Annotated in this window: 10 protein-coding genes; 8 read left to right on the forward strand and 2 right to left on the reverse strand. The window is 46.0% G+C overall.

Annotation, left to right across the window (positions count from 1 at the left end; all coding sequences use genetic code 11):
• Nucleotides 1-4 precede the first annotated feature (4 nt).
• From QP775_RS03445 to QP775_RS03455, 3 genes are all read left to right on the forward strand, one after another.
• The gene (locus QP775_RS03445) at nt 5-9,517 is read left to right on the forward strand and encodes a non-ribosomal peptide synthetase (protein ID WP_285103617.1); all 9,513 of its coding nucleotides are present in this window, start codon (nt 5-7) and stop codon (nt 9,515-9,517) included.
• Nucleotides 9,518-9,669: 152 nt separating this feature from the next.
• Nucleotides 9,670-11,451, forward strand: a complete 1,782-nt coding sequence (locus tag QP775_RS03450; RefSeq protein ID WP_285103619.1) for an ABC transporter ATP-binding protein — start codon at nt 9,670-9,672, stop codon at nt 11,449-11,451.
• Nucleotides 11,448-13,190, forward strand: a complete 1,743-nt coding sequence (locus QP775_RS03455) for an ABC transporter ATP-binding protein (RefSeq protein ID WP_239330744.1) — start codon at nt 11,448-11,450, stop codon at nt 13,188-13,190. Before QP775_RS03450 ends, QP775_RS03455 begins: the two co-directional genes overlap by 4 nt.
• A gap of 205 nt (nt 13,191-13,395) precedes the next feature.
• Here QP775_RS03455 and QP775_RS03460 read toward each other — a convergent pair whose 3' ends face one another.
• Complete coding sequence (locus tag QP775_RS03460) at nt 13,396-14,070, reverse strand: VOC family protein (protein WP_239330747.1); 675 nt, start codon at nt 14,068-14,070, stop codon at nt 13,396-13,398.
• A 338-nt stretch (nt 14,071-14,408) separates the two neighbouring features.
• Here QP775_RS03460 and QP775_RS03465 point away from each other — a divergent pair, with 338 nt between their 5' ends.
• The 4 genes from QP775_RS03465 (at nt 14,409) to QP775_RS03480 (ending at nt 19,363) form a co-directional block, all read left to right on the forward strand.
• Entirely contained in the window at nt 14,409-14,969 is a 561-nt protein-coding gene (locus QP775_RS03465; RefSeq protein ID WP_239330750.1) for a glycerol-3-phosphate responsive antiterminator, read from the forward strand.
• 182 nt (nt 14,970-15,151) lie between these two features.
• Nucleotides 15,152-15,964 (forward strand): MIP/aquaporin family protein, encoded by an 813-nt coding sequence (locus tag QP775_RS03470; protein WP_239330751.1) that lies wholly within the window; start codon nt 15,152-15,154, stop codon nt 15,962-15,964.
• Between the two features lie 85 nt (nt 15,965-16,049).
• On the forward strand, nt 16,050-17,540 hold the full coding sequence (gene glpK, locus QP775_RS03475) for a glycerol kinase GlpK (RefSeq protein ID WP_239330752.1): 1,491 nt from the start codon (nt 16,050-16,052) through the stop codon (nt 17,538-17,540).
• 149 nt (nt 17,541-17,689) lie between these two features.
• Entirely contained in the window at nt 17,690-19,363 is a 1,674-nt protein-coding gene (locus QP775_RS03480; RefSeq protein WP_239330753.1) for a glycerol-3-phosphate dehydrogenase/oxidase, read from the forward strand.
• A 113-nt stretch (nt 19,364-19,476) separates the two neighbouring features.
• Here the strand turns inward: QP775_RS03480 and QP775_RS03485 are convergent, their stop codons facing one another.
• On the reverse strand, nt 19,477-20,433 hold the full coding sequence (locus QP775_RS03485; RefSeq protein ID WP_239330755.1) for a DMT family transporter: 957 nt from the start codon (nt 20,431-20,433) through the stop codon (nt 19,477-19,479).
• A gap of 122 nt (nt 20,434-20,555) precedes the next feature.
• Here QP775_RS03485 and QP775_RS03490 point away from each other — a divergent pair, with 122 nt between their 5' ends.
• Complete coding sequence (locus tag QP775_RS03490; RefSeq protein WP_285103629.1) at nt 20,556-21,422, forward strand: LysR family transcriptional regulator; 867 nt, start codon at nt 20,556-20,558, stop codon at nt 21,420-21,422.
• The last annotated feature ends 256 nt before the right edge of the window (nt 21,423-21,678 follow it).

Below are 21,678 nucleotides of genomic sequence, written 5' to 3' on the forward strand. Positions count from 1 at the left end.
ATAAATGAAGTCGGTGTTCGATAAGGAAGAAGCTTATTGGAAAGAGAAGTTTAATTCAGAGGACAGCATGAGCATTCTACCGTATAGCAGCACAACAAGCCAACCGGCAAACGCAGAACAGAAACCAGACTTGTCTGTCATTACTCATGCGCTTCCGTCCGAGCTGTCGGATCGAATCTTTTCACTTGCCAATGGTTCCGATATGGCTGTATACATGATCCTGCTTGCGGGCGTAACCTGTATTTTTCATAAATATACCAGTCGCGATCACGTTCTTCTTGGAATGCCTGTTGTAGGGTCATCCCTTGATGAGAAATCAACTCCCGACGATATTCTTATTATTAAGACGCATATCAGCAGCGACAGTAATTTTCGCTCCTTATTAGGACAAATCAAAAACGCGATCGGGGAAGCGCTGGAACATCAACATATACCATTTCGTAAAATGGTTCAGCATCTGAGCATGCAGTATGACACCAGAGGCTTGCCACTCATAAATACAGTAGTATCATATTCTGATGTACATACCGATTCAGTTGAACAAAGTGCAGCTGTACAAGTACTATTCCGCTTCCATCGTGATCACAACCGTCTCCATCTGAACATCAGCTATGACAACTCCCATTATGATGCCGACTATTTAAATACATTAACCGATCATTTATGCCGCCTCCTCAGCACTGTACTCTTCCAAACCGAACTTGAAATTGGCAAAGTTGAACTTCTATCCGAGTCAGAGCAGCATCAGCTTCTTCATCTATTTAATGATGTCTGGACAGATTATCCGCGTCAAGCCACTCTGCATGGTTTGTTCGAAGAGCATGCGGAACAGCAGCCAGACGCAATTGCGGTCTCCTTCGAGAAGGAAAGATTGACCTACCGAGAGCTGAATGAACGTTCCAATCAACTGGCCAGAACGCTGCGTGCTAATGGAGTGCGGTCAGACAAGCTGGTTGGTTTGATAGCCGAGCGTTCCCTTGATATGATCGTGGGCATGTTGGCCGTTCTCAAAGCTGGAGGGGCTTATGTCGCCATTGACCCGGAGTATCCAGAAGAGCGGATTCGACACATGCTCGAAGATTCAGGCTCACATGTAAAGCTGGTACAGCGTCATTTGCAAAATCGCGTACCGGATATGACGTCCAAAGGTTGCCTTCTTCTGCTGGATGATGAGCAATCGTATAATGCCGACGGCTCAAATCTAGAATCACTCAACGAAGCTGAAAGCTTGGCTTGCGTCATTTACACGTCGGGTACGACAGGGAAGCCCAAAGGGAATCTTACGTCTCATCGTAACCTCGTACGGATCGTACGAAATACGAACTATATTGAAATTACGGGACAGGATAAGGTGCTTCAATTGTCCAGCTACTCGTTTGATGGGTCGGCTTTTGACATATTTGGCGCTTTGACGAATGGTGCTCATTTGGTGCTGGTACCGCAGGAGACACTGCTTGACGCAACAAAGCTAGCAGCGCTCATTGCTGGCGAACGTATCTCAGTTATGCTTATAACAACGGCATATTTTAACGTGCTTGTGGACGTTAATACGGCTTGTTTGAATGAGGTGCGTGTCATTTTATTTGGTGGTGAACGTGTATCTGTCGCACATGTGCGCAAAGCTCTTCAGCAAATCGGACCAGGCAAGTTGAAGCATGCCTACGGCCCTTCGGAAAGTACCGTGTATGCCACTTGGTACGATGTGAATGAAGTTGCTGAAGATGCGGTCACCGTTCCGATAGGGCGTCCCCTTAGCAATACAAAGCTTTATATCCTTAATGACCAGAACGGCTTGCAGCCTATTGGTGTTGCTGGCGAATTATGCGTTGGTGGAGAAGGGCTTGTCCGTGGATACTTGAATCGCCCGGATCTGACGAAAGAGAAATTTGTTCATAATCCGTTTATTCCCGGAGAACGGATGTACCGGACGGGAGACTTGGCAAGATGGCTGCCTGATGGCAATGTAGAATACGTAGGCAGAATAGACGACCAAGTGAAAATTCGCGGTTATCGAATTGAGGTCGGTGAGGTAGAAGCCCAACTGCTGAAAGTGGAATCTATACTTAAGGCAACAGTTGTTGTCCGCGGCAGCGACAGCAGTGAGAAGCAGCTGTGCGCATACTACGTGGCTGATCGTCCACTCCCAGCCAGCGAATTAAAAAGTTTACTCGCGCAAGATCTGCCGAGCTATATGATTCCTGCGTATTTGATCCCGCTTGAACGGATGCCGCTTACAACTAATGGGAAAGTGGATCGTAAAGCACTGCCATCACCTGAAGATTATGTGCAGGCGGAGACAGAATACGTTGCTCCACGTACTCCCCATGAAGTACAGCTTGCCCGCATTTGGCAAGACGTGCTCGGCTTGACGAAAGTAGGCGTTAAGGACAACTTCTTCGAACTGGGCGGGCATTCGCTGCGGGCGACTACGTTGGTAAGCAAGCTGCACAAAGAAGAGAATATTAGCTTGTCACTGCGTGACGTGTTCCGTTACCCTACCTTGGAGGCACTAGCAGCGTTCATCGTTGACGCAGAACAGGAGGCACATGTCTCAATCCCTGTAATAGAAGAAAGAGATTATTATCCACTTTCGTCTGTGCAGAAGCGGCTCTATATTTTACATCAATTGGAAGGTGCTGAGCAGAGCTACAATATGCCTGGCGCGATGCTGATTGAAGGGGCGCTCGACAGGGAGCGGTTAGATGATGCATTCCGTACGCTGATTGATCGTCACGAGACGCTGCGTACTGGTTTTGAGATGGTAAATGGGGAGCCTATTCAGCGGGTATACACAGCGGTACCGTTTGCGATAGAGGTGATGCAGGTCCATGGTGCAGATCCTGCAGGCAGTATGCAGAGCTTTATACGAAGCTTTGATCTGGCGAAACCACCGCTATTGCGAGTAGGACTAGTTGAGCTGGCACCAGAGCGTCATATTCTCTTGTTTGATATGCACCATATCGTTTCAGACGGAACCTCGATAGGAATTATGATCGCGGAGTTTGTTGGTCTTTACACTGGGGATGTGCTTAATCCCCTTCAAATCCAGTACAAGGATTATGCAGCATGGCAGCAGTCCCCTGCACAACAGGAGCGGTTGCAGCATCAGGAGACCTATTGGATGCAGGCATTACACGGCACATTGCCGGTGCTTGAAATGCCGACAGATTATGCAAGACCAGCAGTAAAGCGTCACGAAGGTTCTATTTTTGAATTTAATATTGATCCAGAGCGGAGTGCGGGCTTACGCAAGCTTGCGGCTGACAGCAGGACAACGCTGTACATGGTGCTGTTGGCGGCATATACTATCGTGCTGCATAAATATTCGGGACAAGAGGACATTATCGTCGGGACACCGATTGCAGGCCGGACGCACAGCGATCTGCAGCCCCTGATCGGGATGTTTGTGAACACACTTGCCATTCGAAATTATCCTACAGGCACGAAGACGGTCTTGTCATATTTGGAGGATGTCAAGGAAACGGCATTAGGTGCATTTGAGCATCAAGACTATCCATTTGAGGATTTAGTTGAAAATGTACGCATCACAAGAGATCTAAGCCGCCATCCGGTATTTGATACGATGTTTGCTTTGGAGAATACGGAGAAGCGTGAATTCGATCTTGATGGACTTCAGGTAAAGCCTTTTGCCAATGAATACAGTATGGCCAAATTCGACCTAAATCTGACCGTGACCGAAGACGAGGACGGTCTCGTATGCAGCATGGAGTATGCTACTGCCTTGTATAAGCAAGAGACGATTGAGCGGATGTCCAAGCACTTCCTACAATTAATAGCAGGCATGACAAATAACCCGCAAGCACACATCTCCTCGCTGACGATGGTAACTGATGCGGAGAAGCAGCAATTGCAAGCAGCATTTAATAACACCGCAATGGCGTATCCGCGTGACATGACGGTGCACGAGTTGTTCGCAGGACAAGTGGGGCGCACACCTTACGCGCCAGCCGTTGTTTTTGGCAGCGAGCAGTTAACTTATCAGCAGCTAGAGCGGAAGGCGAACCAGCTTGCGCAAACGCTGCAAGAGCGTGGAGTAGCGGCCGAGCAGCCCGTTGGCATTATGGTGGAACGTTCGCTGGAGATGGTGGTTGCCGTATTAGCAGTGCTAAAAGCAGGAGGTACCTTCGTACCGATTGATCCAGAGTATCCAGAAACGCGTATCCGCTATATGTTGGCAGACAGTGGGGCCAAGCTGGTGCTGACGCAAGCGTCACTGTTCGAACTCGTTCCAGATGAAGTCGATAAGCTGGATGTACACGCTGCGGGGAGCTACACGGGAACAGGTGCAGCAGTGCGTAATGTCAACGAAGCTGCTCACTTGCTCTATATTATTTACACATCAGGAACGACTGGCAACCCAAAAGGGGTTATGCTGGAGCATCGCAATATGGTCAATCTGCTCTACTATCAGCAGCACGGAACGACCATTCCAATGCCGTCCCGCATTTTGCAATATGCTTCTAACAGCTTTGACGTGAGCTACCAAGAAATATTCTCTGCCCTACTGTTCGGCGGCTGCCTGTACATGGTAGATAACGAAGTACGCAAAGAGCCGCTGCGGTTGTTCCGAGAAATCGAGCAGAACCACATCAACGTGCTGTATCTGCCGGTGGCGTTCTTGAAGTTTATTTTTGCAGAAGCAGAATGGGCAGAGGCTTTCCCTGACTGCGTCGAGCATATCATTACTGCCGGCGAACAATTAGTCGTCACGCCGCAGGTGCAAGCGTGCTTGCAGAAGCAGGGCATCAGCCTGCACAACCATTATGGCCCGTCGGAGACACACGTAGTGACCACCCATACAATGCAGCCTGAAGACATCGCGGTGGGTCTGCCGCCAATAGGCAAACCTGTGGCGAACACACATATTTACATCGTAAATGACAGCTTCGAGCAGCAGCCAATCGGGGTTGCAGGAGAGCTGTATGTATCAGGTGATTGCGTAGGTCGCGGCTATTGGGGACGCCCAGATTTGACGGACGAGAAGTTCCTTGCTAATCCGTTTGCGCCAAGCGAACGGCTGTACAAAACGGGGGATGTGGCCCGCTGGCTGGCTGACGGCAGCATTGAATATATCGGCCGCAGCGACCATCAGGTGAAGATTCGCGGCTTCCGTATCGAGCTTGGCGAAGTGGAATCCCAGCTGTTAAGCGTGGCGTCGGTGCAAGAGGCAACAGTCCTTGCACTTGAAGACGAAGCGGGACAGAAGCAGCTATGCGCGTATTTCACAGCTGAGGGTACGTTAACGGCAGGAGAGCTGCGGACAGCGCTGTCGCAGGAACTGCCAGGATATATGATCCCGTCGTATTTTGTACAGTTGGATCGACTGCCTTTGACACCTAACGGTAAGATTGATCGCCGTGCACTGCCAGCACCGGAAGGCGACGTGCAGACCGGAGCGGAATTCGTGGCGCCGCGTACAACGGCGGAGATGCAGCTTGCACGCATTTGGCAGGATGTGTTGGGCTTGAACCGCGTAGGTGTGAAAGACAACTTCTTTGAGCTAGGCGGCCATTCGCTGCGAGCGACCACTTTGGTGAGCCGACTCTACAAAGAGATGAACGTTAACTTCCCGCTGCGTGGGGTGTTCCAGCATCCAACAATTGAGGAGATGGCACAAGCTATAGCAGGCATGGAGCAGCAGCAATATGCGGCTATTCCGTTGGCGCAAGAGCAAGCCTATTATCCGTTATCGTCAGCACAGAAACGATTGTATATTTTGAGCCAACTCGAAGGGGCGGAGTTAAGCTACAACATGCCAGGCGTGCTGCTGCTTGAAGGTCCGCTGAACCGCGATCGCTTCCAAACAGCATTCCTGAAATTAATTGCACGGCATGAGACGCTGCGAACTGGCTTTGTGATGGAAGCTGGAGAACCTGTGCAATGCATTCATGGCGATGTTGAATTCAACATCGAATACATGCAAGCATCAGACGAGCAGCTCGAGTCATTGATACAGCAATTTGTTCGAGTTTTCGATTTGAAGCAGGCACCTTTGCTGCGAGTGGGCTTGGTCAAACTTGAAGATGAGCGTCATGTGCTCATGTTTGACATGCATCACATTATTTCGGATGGAGTTACGATGGGGAACTTGGTCCATGAATTTGCTCAGTTGTACGCAGGAGAACAACTGCCAAAGCTGCGTATTCAATACAAAGATTATGCCGCTTGGCAGCAATCTACAGCATATAGCGATAGACTGGCACGCCAAGAGACATATTGGCTGGATCGGTTGGCCGGCGAATTGCCTGTTTTGGGACTTCCTACTGATTATGTTCGCCCACCAGTCCAGCAATTTAGCGGCGATGTCGCCTTGTTAACACTTGACAAGCAGCAGCATGAACAGCTAGGCAAGTTGGCAGCTGAAAATGGATCAACTTTATATATGGTACTACTCACTGCCTATACAGCTCTGCTTCACAAGTACACGGGCCAAGAAGACATCATTGTCGGATCACCGATTGCCGGTCGCAATCACCCTGACGTAGAGCCGCTGCTTGGTATGTTTGTAAATACACTAGCCATCCGTAATTACCCAACAAGTGAGAAAACATTCCTTGAGTTATTGTCTGAAGTGAAGGATTCCACTTTAGGAGCTTTTGAACATCAGGACTACCCATTCGAAAGTATAGTAGAGAAAGTTCATACCTCGCGAGATTTGAGCCGCAATCCGTTATTCGATACGATGTTTAGTTTGGAAAATACCGAACGAGAAAATATCGAGTTCGATGGGCTTCAAATTCAGCCTTATCCGCATCAGCATACAATTGCCAAGTTTGACTTAACTTTTCATGCCGAAGAGAGCACAGAAGGAATATTGTGCGGGCTAGGTTATGCTACGTCTCTGTATACTCGAGAAACTGCGGAACGCATGTGTCTTCATTTTCAACAACTGATTATAGCCATTCTACAGAAGCCGGAGCTGAAGCTGTCTGAGCTTCAACTGTCGACTACTGAAGAGAAGGAACTGGTCCTGCATACATTCAACGACACCACTACGAATTATCCACGTGAAATGACAATTCAGCATTTATTCGAAGAACAGGCGCATCTAACGCCTGAGGCGGTAGCCGTTTCGTTTGGGGAAAGATCGCTAACGTACAGCGAGCTTAACGAGCGAGTTAATCGCTTGGCCAGAACACTAAGAGCCAAAGGTGTCAGCGTTGGCATTATGGCAGGGCTGATGGCAGAACGTTCCCCAGAAATGATTGTGGCGATTTTAGCGATTCTGAAGGCTGGAGGAGCATATGTCCCCATTGATCCTGATTACCCCGAAGACCGCATTCGTTACATGATGGAGGATTCGGGTACACGGATCATGGTCGTCCAGCATCATTTAAAAGCGAATATCCCGCTGCACTGTGACACCGTTATTTTAGACGATGAGGATTCTTACCATGTTGATGGTTCGAATCTGGAGCAGCACAATGGCGCTTCTGACATGGCCTATGTAATTTATACATCGGGAACAACGGGCATGCCTAAAGGGAATCTGACATCACATCGAAATATTGTAAGAGTTGTGCGGGATACAAATTACATTGATATTCACACAGAGGATGTGGTACTCCAGCTTTCAAGCTATGCGTTTGATGGATCTACTTTTGATATTTTTGGTGCACTGCTAAACGGGGCAAAGCTTGTGCTAGTACCAAGAACCACCGTAATGGACGTGGGACAACTGGCTGATTTGATTGATAGTGAGCAAATTACAGTCATGTTTATTACAACGGCTTATTTTAATGTACTAGTCGATATGAGACCGCAATGTTTACGTCACATACGCGCCATCCTATTCGGAGGCGAGCGTGTCTCGGTCAGCCACGCACGCAAAGCATTGCAGCATCTCGGACCTGGCAAGATCAAGCATGTATACGGTCCAACGGAGACTACCGTATTCGCAACCAGTTACGATGTCAACGAGATAGCGGACGATGCTGTAACCATTCCGATTGGCCGACCGATCAGCAATACAAGTATTTATATTCTGGATCAAAATGATCACCTTCAACCAATCGGCGTAACTGGAGAGCTGTGTATTGCAGGCGACGGTGTAGCTAAAGGCTACTTGAACCGTCCGGATCTGACGAATGCAAAGTTCGTAGGCAGCCCGTTTGTTGCAGGGGAACGAATGTACCGGACCGGCGACTTAGCGAGATGGCTGCCAGACGGCGCGATCGAATATGTAGGGCGTATCGACGACCAGGTGAAGATTCGCGGCTATCGAATCGAACTGGGTGAGATAGAGGCTCATTTACTGCAGCATGAGGCCGTTCAGGAGGCAATCGTGACCGTTCAGGAAACTAGCCATGGGGAGAAGCGGTTGTCTGCCTATTACGTGGCAGAGCGGCCAACTACTGGAGGAGAACTGAGAACTACATTGGCTCAAGAACTGCCTGCATACATGATCCCGTCGTACTTCGTGCAGTTGGAGCGGATGCCATTGTCGCCAAATGGCAAGGTCAATCGAAAAGCGCTTCCTGCTCCTGAAGAGCACGTCCTAACAGGAACGGAATTTGTAGCGCCGCGTACGCCGCAAGAAGTACAATTGGCACATATATGGCAAGAAACACTAGGACTTGATCAGGTTAGCGTAAAAGATAACTTTTTCGAACTTGGCGGTCACTCTCTAAGCCTGATGCAATTAGTAGAGCGTGTATATAACGCAACAGGTGTACAAATTCCGCTGCACAGCGTATTCCAGCGGCCTACCATTGAAGAAATGGCCATGGAGATGCTCAAATCCGAATTTGCGGAGCAGATTAGCAGCCCGTTTGTAAAATTAAATACAAATGGATCAGTGAACGTATTCTGCTTCCCTCCTGGCTTAGGTTACGGACTCACTTATTTGGAACTGGCCAAGGAGTTGGAACATGAATGTGTGCTGTATGGCATCGATTTTATTGATGACGCCTCAAATTGGGACGATATGCTGGACCGATATGTAGATACGGTGGTCTCCATCCAACCTAAGCCGCCATACGTCTTGTTAGGTTATTCCCTTGGCGGGAACTTGACCTTTGAAGTGGCCAAAGCTATGGAACGAAGAGGTTATCCGGTATCGGACATATTAATGCTCGATTCCTTGAGGAAGCTGTCTGTACATGTAGTGGACGAGTTCGAAGACGATATGGATGACATGCTTGATGGCGTGGAGGATCTCAAGCAGATGCTGCTGCTTAATCCATTACTACGCGAGCGGGTTAAGCATAAAATGCGGACGTACTGGTCATATGGAGTTGAGGTTGTAAATTCTGGAATTGTAGAAGCCAACATTCATGCACTCTTGGCTGCACCGTCTGAAGTGAACCGACCGGATAATGTGACAACGGCGCTGTGGAGAGAAGCTACCCGTGGCAGTTATCTCGAATATTCACTTAGCGGCGAGCACGAAGATGTACTGCAGCCCGCATATTTGGAAAGCAACGCTCGTGTCATTCGGTCCATTATCCATCACATTATTAAACAAGAGCTGGACGCCCACGAGGTAATGTCGTGATGCTGCTGGTCGGCATTTGTAAACACACAAATTGATACTGCATACTTACAGACCGATCTAATACTAGATGACATAAGTGACATAAAAAACGGTCGGTTTGTGAGTATTCATCCACGACTATGGTTTGTAAAAGGGGAGACAATGGAGTGGTCATGCAAAAACAAAAAGGCATGTTGACCCTATGGAAATCAGCCATGTGGTTGATGTCATTCGTGAAGTCACACAAAGGCTGGATGATTGCCGGTATTATTGCAGCTATAGCTGCAGCGGTGATCGAGATATGGACAGGGAATTTAATACAGCAGCTCACGACAAACGCAGAACATGGTAAAGGGCAGCTAGTTGTAAACACGGTATATATGGTGCTCATTGTGATTGCAGTAGGTGTGCCAGCAAAATATGTTATGGTCTATGGTGTCGAAAAGGGCGGAGCACGTGCAATGCGGGATCTTCGCAACCATACGATGCATCATATTGGGAAGCTGCCGATTCATTATCTAGAAAAGCAGCATTCTGGCGACATGGTGTCACGAATCACAAATGACGTCCAACTGATTAATCAGTTTATGATTCGTGATTTGCCGCAGTGGTTTTACCATCCGCTTTTGTTTATTGGCTGCTTTAGTTATTTATTATGGATTAGATGGGAACTGGTGCTGCTTAGTTTGCTGCTCGTACCTATCTCTTTGTTTGTTGCACAGTGGATAGGCAAGCAGCTGCAACAACTTACAGAAGAAGCTCAAGCCAGCACTGGACAAATGAATGTCATTCTCCAGGACACACTCGGGGGGATGGCGCTCGTCAAAAGCTACCTGCTGCAAGGATTGCTTTTTCGTTCTTATCAAACCCTCCTTCAGCTCACCTTGCAAAAACGCTTGGCTGTAAGCAAACGAGAAGCGATTGTTACCCCAATTTTGTTTACTTTAATGATTAGTCCTGTCGTATTTGCGGTGTTATATGGAAGCTATTTAATCTCTAAAGGGTTGTTCAGTACGGGAGAACTCATCGCTTTTCTGTATCTGCTTAATTTGTGTCTGGAGCCGCTTCAAAATATTCCCACACTGATTACCCATACATTTGAGATGAGTGGAGCATTAAAACGAGTATATGAGATCGTAAAGCAGCCAGTCGAGCGGCAGGAGGGCAATGTAATCAAAATCTCAGATGCACCCCCAGTTTCGTTTGAACAAGTCAGCTTTGCTTATGAAAAGGGTACACCTCTGCTGCAGGACCTAAGCTTTACGATTGATCATGGGAAAACCGTGGCATTAGTCGGTGCGAGTGGTGGTGGGAAAAGCACGATCATTAAATTAATTTGCGGCTTCTATCCATTAGCATCGGATAGAGGGACGATTCGAGTATTTGGCGAGTCGCTTCATGACTGCAATCCAGAGGACCTTCGTTCTCATTTGTCAGTCGTCACCCAAGATTCCTATTTGTTCAGCGGAACGATTTCGGACAACATTGGGTATGGTCATCCGCATGCAACGCTAAATGATATCATAGCGGCTGCCAAGTTAGCCAATGCACATTCCTTTATTATGGAATTGGCGGAGGGGTACCAGACTGACGTGGGAGAAAGAGGAGGATTGTTGTCAGGCGGACAACGTCAGCGGGTTGCTATTGCTCGTGCCATTCTAAAGGATGCGCCTATCTTGCTGTTGGATGAGCCTACATCGGCACTAGACACGGAGACGGAAATGTTGGTTCAAGAAGCACTTAATGTCCTTATGAAGAACCGGACAACCATTGTAATTGCTCACCGCTTGTCTACAATTCAGCATGCGGATGAAATATGGGTTATGGAAAATGGGAGTATCGCGGAAGCGGGCAGTCATGCTCAATTGCTAGAGAAGGGCGGAGCGTACGCACGGCTGTATCACCAGCAGTTTATAGTGACACCGACTGAAGGAAAGGAGGCGGTCAGCATATGAAAGCTCCCGAGTTGATAGCATACGCAAAAGAAGTCAATAGCATGATGAACTTCATGAGCAGAAAGCGCAAGCTTCAATACTATGTCGGTATGCTGACGAGCGGCGCTGCCAATACCTTGTTTATTTTATCTTTTAGCCTTGTGGTGCAAAGCTTGGTTAACTACGCAGAGTCGAAGGATATTTCCCTTATGTATCAAGCTTTATACATTTTGGGAGGCTCGATTTTGCTGCTTAATATCCTCTCTCCGCCATTTACGTATTTGTTCCATCGAAGTGTTGAGCTTACACTCGTGAACATCCGTGAACGTATGTATCAGAAGTTATGCAGGCTGAAAGCTTCTTTTTTAGAACGAACGCATAACGGTGAGTTCCTTTCCCGCATGAATAATGATGTGTCTACCTTGGAGACCACTTATTGTGGAATCTTGTTTGCTATGCTGCTGGAAATTATGATTAGCCTCGGCTCAATTGTGATGATGTTTGTGGTTCATTGGCAATTTGCATGTGTATCGCTGCTTATATTGCTTGTGTCCTTTTACATTAGCACTCGTTTTGTTAATGCGGTGCGTGCGATGTATGATCGTTCCTTGCAAATAACAGCCAAGTTAACGGAAAAATTTACGGACTTTCTAGCGGGTATCCAACTGGTAAAGCTGTTCCGAATACGGCCCATTTATACGCAATACGAAACATTAAATGAGGAAGCCACACAAATTGCCCAACAAATTGCCCACAAAAAGGGGATGCTGGCGGCTGTCAATCATTTTGTGAGCTACATTACATTTTGTGGGATTATTGTGATTGGAAGTTTATTATATGCGTATGGAATGATTAGTATGGGGGCTGTAGCTGCCTTAGCCGTGCTGCAAATTCATTTGACGCATTCTTTTATGAATTTTGGAACTACATTATCTCTTGTTCAAAATTCTTTAGCAGGGGCACAGCGGATCGAAGAAATGCTAGCGGAAGAGGAAGAGCCGCGGAGAATTGGGAACGATGCTAGTACGTCTGTGACGGGAGCAACGGTGGAACTAAATGAGGTCGAGTTTGCCTATCAGGCGGAAACACCCGTAATTTGCAACGTTTCCATGCAGGTACAGCCTGGACAAGTAGCGGCCATCGTTGGCAGCAGCGGCAGTGGAAAGAGTACATTAATTAAGCTGCTGCTTGGTTTTTATCCGATTGACCGGGGAGATATTCGTATCCAGGGCAAACCATTTGGTCAATATACGTTAGCGGAAATTCGTCAGTTGATTGCTTATGTCCCTCAAGAAGCGTTCTTATTTACGGGTACGATCGAGGACAATATTCGTTACGGTAACCCACAAGCTTCGCATGAAGAGGTAGTGTCAGCAGCCCAAGCCGCTTATGCTCATCACTTTATCGAGGAACTGCCTGATAAGTATCAGACACATGTGGGGGAACGAGGTGCATCCTTGTCTGGGGGACAACGGCAGCGAATCGCAATTGCCAGGGCGCTGCTCAAAAATGCACCAATTCTGCTGCTTGATGAAGCCACTTCGGCGCTTGACGCAGAATCCGAGCATTGGGTGCAGAAAGCACTGCAGCAGTTGATGGAGGGGCGTACAACGATTCTGATTGCCCATCGGCTGTCTACCGTTGAGAATGCAGATATCATATTTGTAATGAAAGAAGGAGTGATCGTTGAGCAGGGGGATCACCGAAGTCTGCTCCAAGAAGGGAATTATTATGCCAGTTTACAGGGACAGGCCGGCTGATGGCGGTTGCTGCCAGTAAGTGCGAACTTCAATCGACATGCAACAGAATTGTTAATATGGTGATCACATTTTGATATGTAACTGTCCAAAAAGGAAGCCCCTGAAGTCTAGACAGAGGGGCTTCTTCCTTTCTTTAGACAACATATCTGTCGTATTAACAAACGCCTCAACGCTTAACAGCGCCGAAAAAAGACAAGATAAAACCTCATGATTCAGATGAAATCTGATAAGGCAGGTCCTGTAGTTCGAGGTTCTGCTCGGATCCACCTTCTAATATGACCTTTGTGAGACACACACGCGGCATTCTGCCATCTGGGAACCATGGTCGTGTAATATCGATAACGATTAACAATCCTTCGGCGTCTCCAACTCCCGCAAATTGTTTCCCATCGCCACGCCACATTTTCTGGGACAACACATCACATATCTGCGGCAACTCATCCTCTACTGAAAGTAATGGGAGCCCAATCTCACTTATACAGAGGATGCTATCGTGTCCAAAAGCAGTTTTTGAAAAATGAGTAAGTGAATGATGTGCAATCAATTCAACTAGGTTGCTCTGTGGATCGTAAAAATAAGTTGCCGTTGCATTCCAGTCCTCGAAAAAGAACTGATTTTGATTATCTTTTGAGAACAACTTAATTCCTTTCGCTTGCAGCCAATGTCCTGCTTCATCTAATTGATTGCTAGGAACCATAAAGGCAAAATGATAGTAATTTTGACTGTCGGTAGACCGCTGGAACGTCAGCTTCGATGCCCCAGCTCGAAGAGAGAATGAATCTATTGTCTCATCCTCAATCGGAAATTGCAGCAGTTCACTATAAAATTGTTTCATTTCGCGATAAAGATGCGTTTGCAGCACGATTTCTTTAATACGCATGTCATTTTCCTTCCTCTCATGGACTTCTATCATTGTCGAGCCCTTTGGCCGCATGTAAGTCATAAGTCTATAGAATTAGGTACAGCAACAGTGTAATAAACAATCGCTACTTAATCAACATAAATGTTTATAAAGTAACTAACGTATAAGCATGTCAATCGGCTATTCTTCTTCATACCAAAAGATGTATAGTTCATAAGCATCACAAAAGGTTGTAAACAATACTTGCATATCTTATCAATCCTAATTATTATTTGAAGATGTGATTAATCCAATCTCCGGATGAATGGAATATACCCATCATATATCATAAACATCTCCAAAAAGGGGTTCAACCAATGGATTTTTACCAGCAACGAATACTGCCTGCCTCACGTCAAATGAAAGATCTAGAGAAAGCGGTTGCCTCCTCCTTCGAGTATCTGGTCTTGCTTGATATGCACGTCGCTCAACTAAAACATGCATGTCAGATGGTACACCGCGCTAATAAAAAGTTATTTCTGCATATTGACTTGATCCAAGGCCTCCAGAATGACGCATACGCTACTGAATACCTCTGTCAGGAATATCGTCCGTACGGGATCTTATCAACGAAAGCAAGCGTGATTCAGAAAGCAAAGCAAAAAGGTGTGGTTGCTGTGCAGCGTATATTTTTGATTGACAACAGTGCACTGGAAAAGAGCTTTAAGCTGCTGCAGAACACACAGCCGGATGTCATTGAAGTATTGCCGGGTGGAATGCCAAATGTCATTCGAAAAGTGAAGCAGAGTACGAATCTGCCGATCCTTGCGGGAGGCTTTATCTCGACGAGTGAAGATGTAGAGCAGGCTTTACAGGCTGGAGCAGAAGCGGTCACCACTTCAAACAAGCAATTGTGGACATTGTATGAAAAAAAGTGATTGACAACGCTTACAATTTAAAATAAAATTTGAGCTAAGTTAATAAACGTTACGGAGACTTGGAGATCTACTTTCAAACGCGCTGTTAGCTCAACATTGAGCTACTGCGTGTAATTGATAGTAGGTCTTTTTGTGTTCTTAACGCCTAACCGCATCTATAATTGACAACAGGAGGGTTTAATATGTCAGCATTTTGGGGAGAAGTGATCGGAACGATGATTCTGATCGCACTCGGTGGCGGCGTATGTGCAGGTGTTTCACTTAAGAAATCTTATGCAGCTAATTCAGGATGGATCGTCATCACGATGGGATGGGGCTTGGCGGTTGCAGTTGCCGCCTATGCGGTAGGAACGATCAGCGGGGCGCACTTGAATCCAGCGCTGACGTTGGGGCTAGCCTTAATAGGCAATTTCCCTTGGGCAGACGTACCGTCCTATATGGCGGCTCAATTGATTGGTGCCATCGCAGGCGCAGTCATCGTATACTTACATTACTTACCGCACTGGAAACTAACCGAAGATCCTGCGACGAAGTTGGGCGTATTTGCGACAGGTCCAGCTGTCTATCATCCGTTCTCCAATTTGATCAGTGAGATGATTGGTACATTTATATTGGTTCTCGGCATTTTGGCGATCGGGGCTAATAAATTCACGGACGGATTAAACCCGCTTATTGTTGGGTTCCTCATTGTCAGCATCGGACTTTCACTGGGTGGTACGACTGGTTATGCGATCAATCCGGCACGTGACTTGGGGCCAAGAATTGCGCATATGATCCTTCCGATTGCAGGCAAGGGCAGTTCGAATTGGAAGTATGCTTGGATACCTGTTGTAGGACCATTGCTTGGGGGAGCATTGGGAGGTTTATTTTACAAAACGGTATTCCTAGGTACGTCAGATTCTATGGTATGGGTTGTATTAGGGGCAACAGCAGTTATTCTTGTCCTTGCACTGCTTATTTCCTCAAAAGGGACAAGTCGTCAAGCCTCAATATAGATGAATAAAGGTCCGCGCATGAAAAATAGTGTAACGGCGTAATGATGGTGTATATGCTGAAATCAGGATAACGGGGGAATCTCACATGGAAAAATATATTTTATCGCTTGATCAGGGCACTACAAGTTCAAGAGCCATTCTTTTTAACAAAGAAGGACAAATCGTTCACGTAGCACAGAAAGAATTTACGCAAATCTTTCCTGAGCCAGGCTGGGTAGAGCACAATGCACAAGAAATATGGGGGACGATTCTGGCTGTTATCGCGACGTGTCTGATCGAATCCAGCATCAAGCCAAGTCAGATCGCAAGTATTGGCATTACAAATCAACGCGAAACGACGGTTGTCTGGGATAAGGAGTCCGGACGCCCTGTGTACAACGCGATTGTTTGGCAGTCGAGACAAACCAAATCGATCTGTGATGAGCTGCAAGCAGCTGGGCATAGTGAGCTGTTCCGCTCCAAGACAGGATTGTTGATAGATTCATATTTCTCGGGCACAAAAGTGAAATGGATTCTGGATCATGTGCCTGGTGCAAGGGAGAAAGCAGAACGTGGTGATTTACTATTCGGCACGATCGATACTTGGCTGATCTGGAAGCTGACAGGCGGCAATGTACACGTCACAGATTATAGCAACGCTTCACGTACATTAATGTACAATATTCATGAGTTGAAATGGGACGAGGAACTATTGGAACTGCTAACAATTCCAAAACAAATGCTGCCTGAAGTGCGCTCATCTTCTGAAGTATATGGTAAAACAGCTGACTTCCATTTCTTCGGAGAAGAAATTCCGATTGCAGGCGCGGCTGGTGACCAGCAAGCCGCTTTGTTCGGTCAAGCCTGCTTCAAACAAGGAATGGCTAAGAACACATACGGTACGGGCTGCTTTATGCTTATGAATACCGGTGATACGGCCGTTCAATCTTCCCATGGCTTGTTAACGACAATAGCTTGGGGAATTGATGGCAAAGTGGAATATGCCCTGGAGGGCAGTGTATTCGTGGCCGGTTCCGCTGTACAATGGCTGCGTGATGGACTTCGTATGATTAAGGAATCTAAAGACAGCGAACTGTACGCAAGCAAGGTTGATTCGACAGATGGTGTGTATGTTGTGCCTGCTTTTGTTGGGCTTGGTACACCGTATTGGGATAGCGAAGTGAAGGGTGCTATTTTTGGCTTGACACGTGGAACATCAAAAGAGCATTTTATTCGGGCTACATTGGAATCCCTTGCTTATCAGACCAAAGATGTACTTACAGCGATGGAGGCTGACTCCTCGATTCAATTAACCAAGCTGCGTGTGGATGGCGGTGCGGTGCAGAACAATTTCCTGATGCAGTTCCAGAGCGATATGCTTGGCGTGCCGGTGGAATGCCCACAAGTATACGAGACGACAGCCCTTGGTGCGGCTTATCTTGCGGGTCTGGCAGTAGGATTCTGGAGCAGCCGTGACGAGATTGCCGCCCAGTGGAGCATTGACCGTACGTTTAAGCCTGCTATGCTAGAGGAGCAGCAAGCGGAGCTTTATGCTGGTTGGAACAAAGCAATCGAGGCGACAAAAGTATTTAAATAATGGCAATAATATGTTACAATTTTAAATAAGTTAATATTTAGATTCGGTTGGAGAGCAGAGAAACCGCAATTGCACTATAGTCTAGTACTATAGTGTTATTGCGGTTTTTCTTATTATATGCCGTATCCATGACCAGGAGGGTCCATCAGATGTTAAATACATTTTCCGCAACAGAGCGTAGATCGATTATAGAAGGAATGGGTCAGCAGCCACTTGACGTTATCGTCATTGGGGGCGGGATTACAGGTGCAGGAATTGCTTTGGACGCTACAACAAGAGGGTTGCGCACAGCATTGTTCGAGATGCAGGACTTTGCAGCTGGAACTTCAAGTCGTTCAACCAAGCTGGTGCATGGTGGGCTCCGGTATTTAAAGCAATTTGACGTGAAAACCGTAGCAGAAGTAGGAAAAGAGCGTGCAATTGTATACGAGAACGGACCACATGTGACGACTCCGGAATGGATGCTCTTGCCACTTCATCGCGGGGGAACATTTGGTAAATTCAGCACTGGTATCGGGTTGCGTGTCTATGACTTCCTAGCTGGCGTCAAACGTAGTGAGCGGAGACGGATGCTAGCGGAACAAGAAACGCTAAAACGTGAACCGCTCTTAAAACGGGATGGGCTGCTGGGCGGTGGATACTACGTAGAATATCGCACAGACGATGCCCGGCTGACGATTGAAGTCATGAAGGAAGCTGTGCATCACGGTGCGATGGCAGTGAACTATATGAAAGTAGACTCGTTTGTCTATGAAAATAGTAAAATAGTTGGTGTACGAGTCGTTGATCAATTGAATGGCCATGCGCATGAGTTTCGCGCCAAGAAAATAATAAATGCTGCAGGACCGTGGGTTGACGAACTTCGGAACAAAGATCACTCGAAGACAGGCAAGCATCTGCAATTGTCAAAAGGAGTTCATCTTGTTATTGACCAAGCCAAGTTCCCGCTCAAGCAAGCGGTATACTTTGATACACCAGACGGGCGCATGGTGTTTGCGATCCCGCGTGACGGCAAGGCTTATGTAGGGACAACTGACACGTTCTACAAAGCAGATCCCGTACAGCCGATTATGACAAAGGAAGACCGCGATTACATCATGGGTGCAATTGCGTATATGTTCCCAACAGTGAAATTAACCGTTGATGATATTGAATCGAGCTGGGCAGGGGTAAGGCCGCTAATTTATGAAGAAGGCAAGAATGCATCCGAGATTTCTCGCCGCGACGAAATTTGGCAGTCGCCTTCAGGTCTGATTACCATTGCTGGCGGAAAACTGACAGGCTATCGCAAAATGGCCGAAATGATCGTGGACTTGGTCATGCGTCTGTTAGTTCAAGATGATGGCCGTGCTTTTGTAGCAGCCAAGACTAAACAAATGCCAATCTCTGGCGGACACGTGGGCGGTTCAAGTGCGTTCCCTCGTTACATTCAAAGCAAGGTGGATGAAGGGGTTCGCCATGGACTAGATCCTGCATTAGCTAAACGATGGGTACAATCTTATGGTTCTAACGTGGATGACATTTTCAAGTTTGTGGACCGCTATCGTGATCAAACGACAGCCAGCGGACTGCCACTGGAGGTGCTCATACCACTTGTATACGCAATGAACGAGGAATTGACTATGAAGCCTGTTGATTTCTTCATCCGTCGTACCGGCGCACTGTTCTTTAACATCCAGTGGGTACATCAATGGAAGCAGCCTGTCATTGCTTTTATGGCTGCTCATCTGGATTGGACGCCTGAACAGCAAACAAAATACATGAAGGAACTTGATACTTGTCTGCATCAAGCTGTTGTTCCGCAGGTTGAAATGGCGAAGTAGTTCGAAGTTCAGCAATTTAATCATAAGTGACTGCCCAAGGAGCAGGTCCCAGTAGGATCACTACGCATAGGACTGCTCCTTGATTGTTTCAAAAGCTTGTTTGGGCTTCATCCTTATCTGCTGCTATTTCTAAGATGCTCAGGCTGCACGTTGATCGGTGCTTCAGCACCAATCTGTGCGTCACCAGGTATATTACTGTCGCTCTGTTTTGAGCCGAGCCTATTCATCTGACTGTAAACTGTACCAATAATAACGAAGAGTGCGCCGATATAATGAAAGTTGGTTATGGTTTCACCAAGAAAAATGGCAGATAACATATATCCAAAGATAGGTGTAAGAAATAAAAAATTATTTGCTCTGACAGGGTCTTCTTTCAATAAGGAGAACCAAAGCAACATCGCAATAATTGAAACAACAATTACTTGCCAGAAAAGCCCAAATCCAAAGTAGACATCGAGATGAAAGTAGTAATCAGGCTCTAATAAAAACGAAAGCGGTATAGCCATTGCACTGCCTAAAATAATCTGCCAGGTATTTACTACAATTCCGGGCAATCTCATTTGTATTTTACTAAAGTAAATGCTTCCGATCCCCATTGAAAAAACACCAATTCCCAATGTAATGAACCCGAATAACGTTCCATTAATAATGTTTATATAAGGATATAGGGCAATTCCTAGGCCTAACGCTGAGAGACACATGCCCACTAACTCATTTCTTTTGATGGTTCTGTTTAAAAAGATGGAGCAAAGGAAAGCAACAATAAACGGATTGAAGGTAAGTAATAAATTAAAAATGCTTGAATCTACATGGTCAAGGGATAAGAAACAGCATCCCACATAAATAGTCGAATTAAGTAATCCTAGAATAATTAAATTTCCCCATTCTTTCCCTTTTGGAAAAGGATACTTTCTGTTAGCGATATACACGATAGCAAATAGTATAATCCCTGCGAAAAACAATCTTGTTGAGGCGAAAAGTAGTGGACTTGAAGAGACTAAACCTATTTTTGTAGCAATTGCTGCAGTAGCCCAAATAAACGCATAAAGGATTCCGGTCGTTGTTCTCAATGTAATCACAACCTTTAGAATAAGTCTTACATCGAGTATATAAGCTTGAAATCAATTAATAAAATTGATATTTTGAATGAAAACCATCATCTTTTTAGATGGATGTGAGGGGGCGAATCTTTGTGGAAATTCGGCATTTGGTTACCCTGATTACGATCGTTGAGTTAGGCGGTTTCACCAAAGCCGCAAATCATCTTGGATATGCTCAATCAACCATTACTTCACATATAAAGGCTTTGGAAACGGAACTAGGTCGCCCTTTATTTGATCGGATAGGAAAACAGGTGATATTAACGGAAGTTGGAAAAAAACTGATGCCTCATGCCAAAAAGATGTTAGAAATTTATGACGACATTCAAGAAGTAACTTCTACAGAAGGTGAAATTTCAGGTCATATCACCATTACGGTTGCAGAATACCTATTACTCTATCGTTTTCCACCCATTTTTGAAGAGTTCAAACGAACATATCCTCATGTAAGTATAGAATGGCACCACGTGGACCCATTTACATTTCGGGAAGAACTTTCAAATGGAAGTACGGATATCGTTTTTATGTTAGGAAAAAAAGTGAAGGATTCGAATATCTATTGTGAAACAATAGTAGAAGAGCAAATGATGTTTTTATACCCCAATGATTTCAACTTGAACAATCAATTGGATTTGAAAAAGTGCAGTTTACTTGTTACCAAAAAAGGGTGCAGCTATCGTACCCTTTTGGAGCAGTTTGTAGAAAAATCCAATATAGGAATTCAAAGCAGGATTGAGTTTTGGAGTATCGAGTCAGTAAAACAATCAATTATGAGTGGCCTAGGAGTCTCGATATTGCCTCGAATAACTGTGGAGAAAGAGTTGTGTGAACATAAGTTAGTAGGAGAAAAGTATGAAGAAACGCTTTCTACATTTATGTTGTATCCCAAAAACAAGTGGTTATCGCCGGCAGTAACAGAGTTTATTCGTATCGTCAGAAAAAACGCACAATTTTGGTGATAGGGGCAAAGCGTAATACCGGGCAGCCTGTCGTTTGAACGTTTTGTGGAATTGTTACCAGCATTGAAAGTAAGATACTACTCCTTTCCAGTTCACCATCGTTGTCCATACTCGCAGTCATCTGTTTGGGAGTCGCTTATGGTATGACGTTAATACTGAATCGTCATAAGTTAATCCTGTTGGCTTCTTTTATTTTGCTTTTGGTTATGATTGGGACTTATTTTTTGTTACCTCAGTTCAGTATAGCCTTTTGAAT

It is taken from the genome of Paenibacillus sp. UMB4589-SE434, from assembly GCF_030226685.1.
Classification (GTDB): Bacteria; Bacillota; Bacilli; order Paenibacillales; family Paenibacillaceae; genus Paenibacillus_B.

What these genes read in the sequence shown, in the direction of transcription:
- glpK (WP_239330752.1), top strand. Translation starts at nt 16,050, where the DNA reads ATGGAAAAATATATTTTATCGCTTGATCAGGGCACTACAAGTTCAAGA.
- QP775_RS03460 (WP_239330747.1), bottom strand. Translation starts at nt 14,070, where the DNA reads ATGCGTATTAAAGAAATCGTGCTGCAAACGCATCTTTATCGCGAAATG.
- QP775_RS03445 (WP_285103617.1), top strand. Translation starts at nt 5, where the DNA reads ATGAAGTCGGTGTTCGATAAGGAAGAAGCTTATTGGAAAGAGAAGTTT.
- QP775_RS03465 (WP_239330750.1), top strand. Translation starts at nt 14,409, where the DNA reads ATGGATTTTTACCAGCAACGAATACTGCCTGCCTCACGTCAAATGAAA.
- QP775_RS03480 (WP_239330753.1), top strand. Translation starts at nt 17,690, where the DNA reads ATGTTAAATACATTTTCCGCAACAGAGCGTAGATCGATTATAGAAGGA.
- QP775_RS03455 (WP_239330744.1), top strand. Translation starts at nt 11,448, where the DNA reads ATGAAAGCTCCCGAGTTGATAGCATACGCAAAAGAAGTCAATAGCATG.
- QP775_RS03450 (WP_285103619.1), top strand. Translation starts at nt 9,670, where the DNA reads ATGCAAAAACAAAAAGGCATGTTGACCCTATGGAAATCAGCCATGTGG.
- QP775_RS03470 (WP_239330751.1), top strand. Translation starts at nt 15,152, where the DNA reads ATGTCAGCATTTTGGGGAGAAGTGATCGGAACGATGATTCTGATCGCA.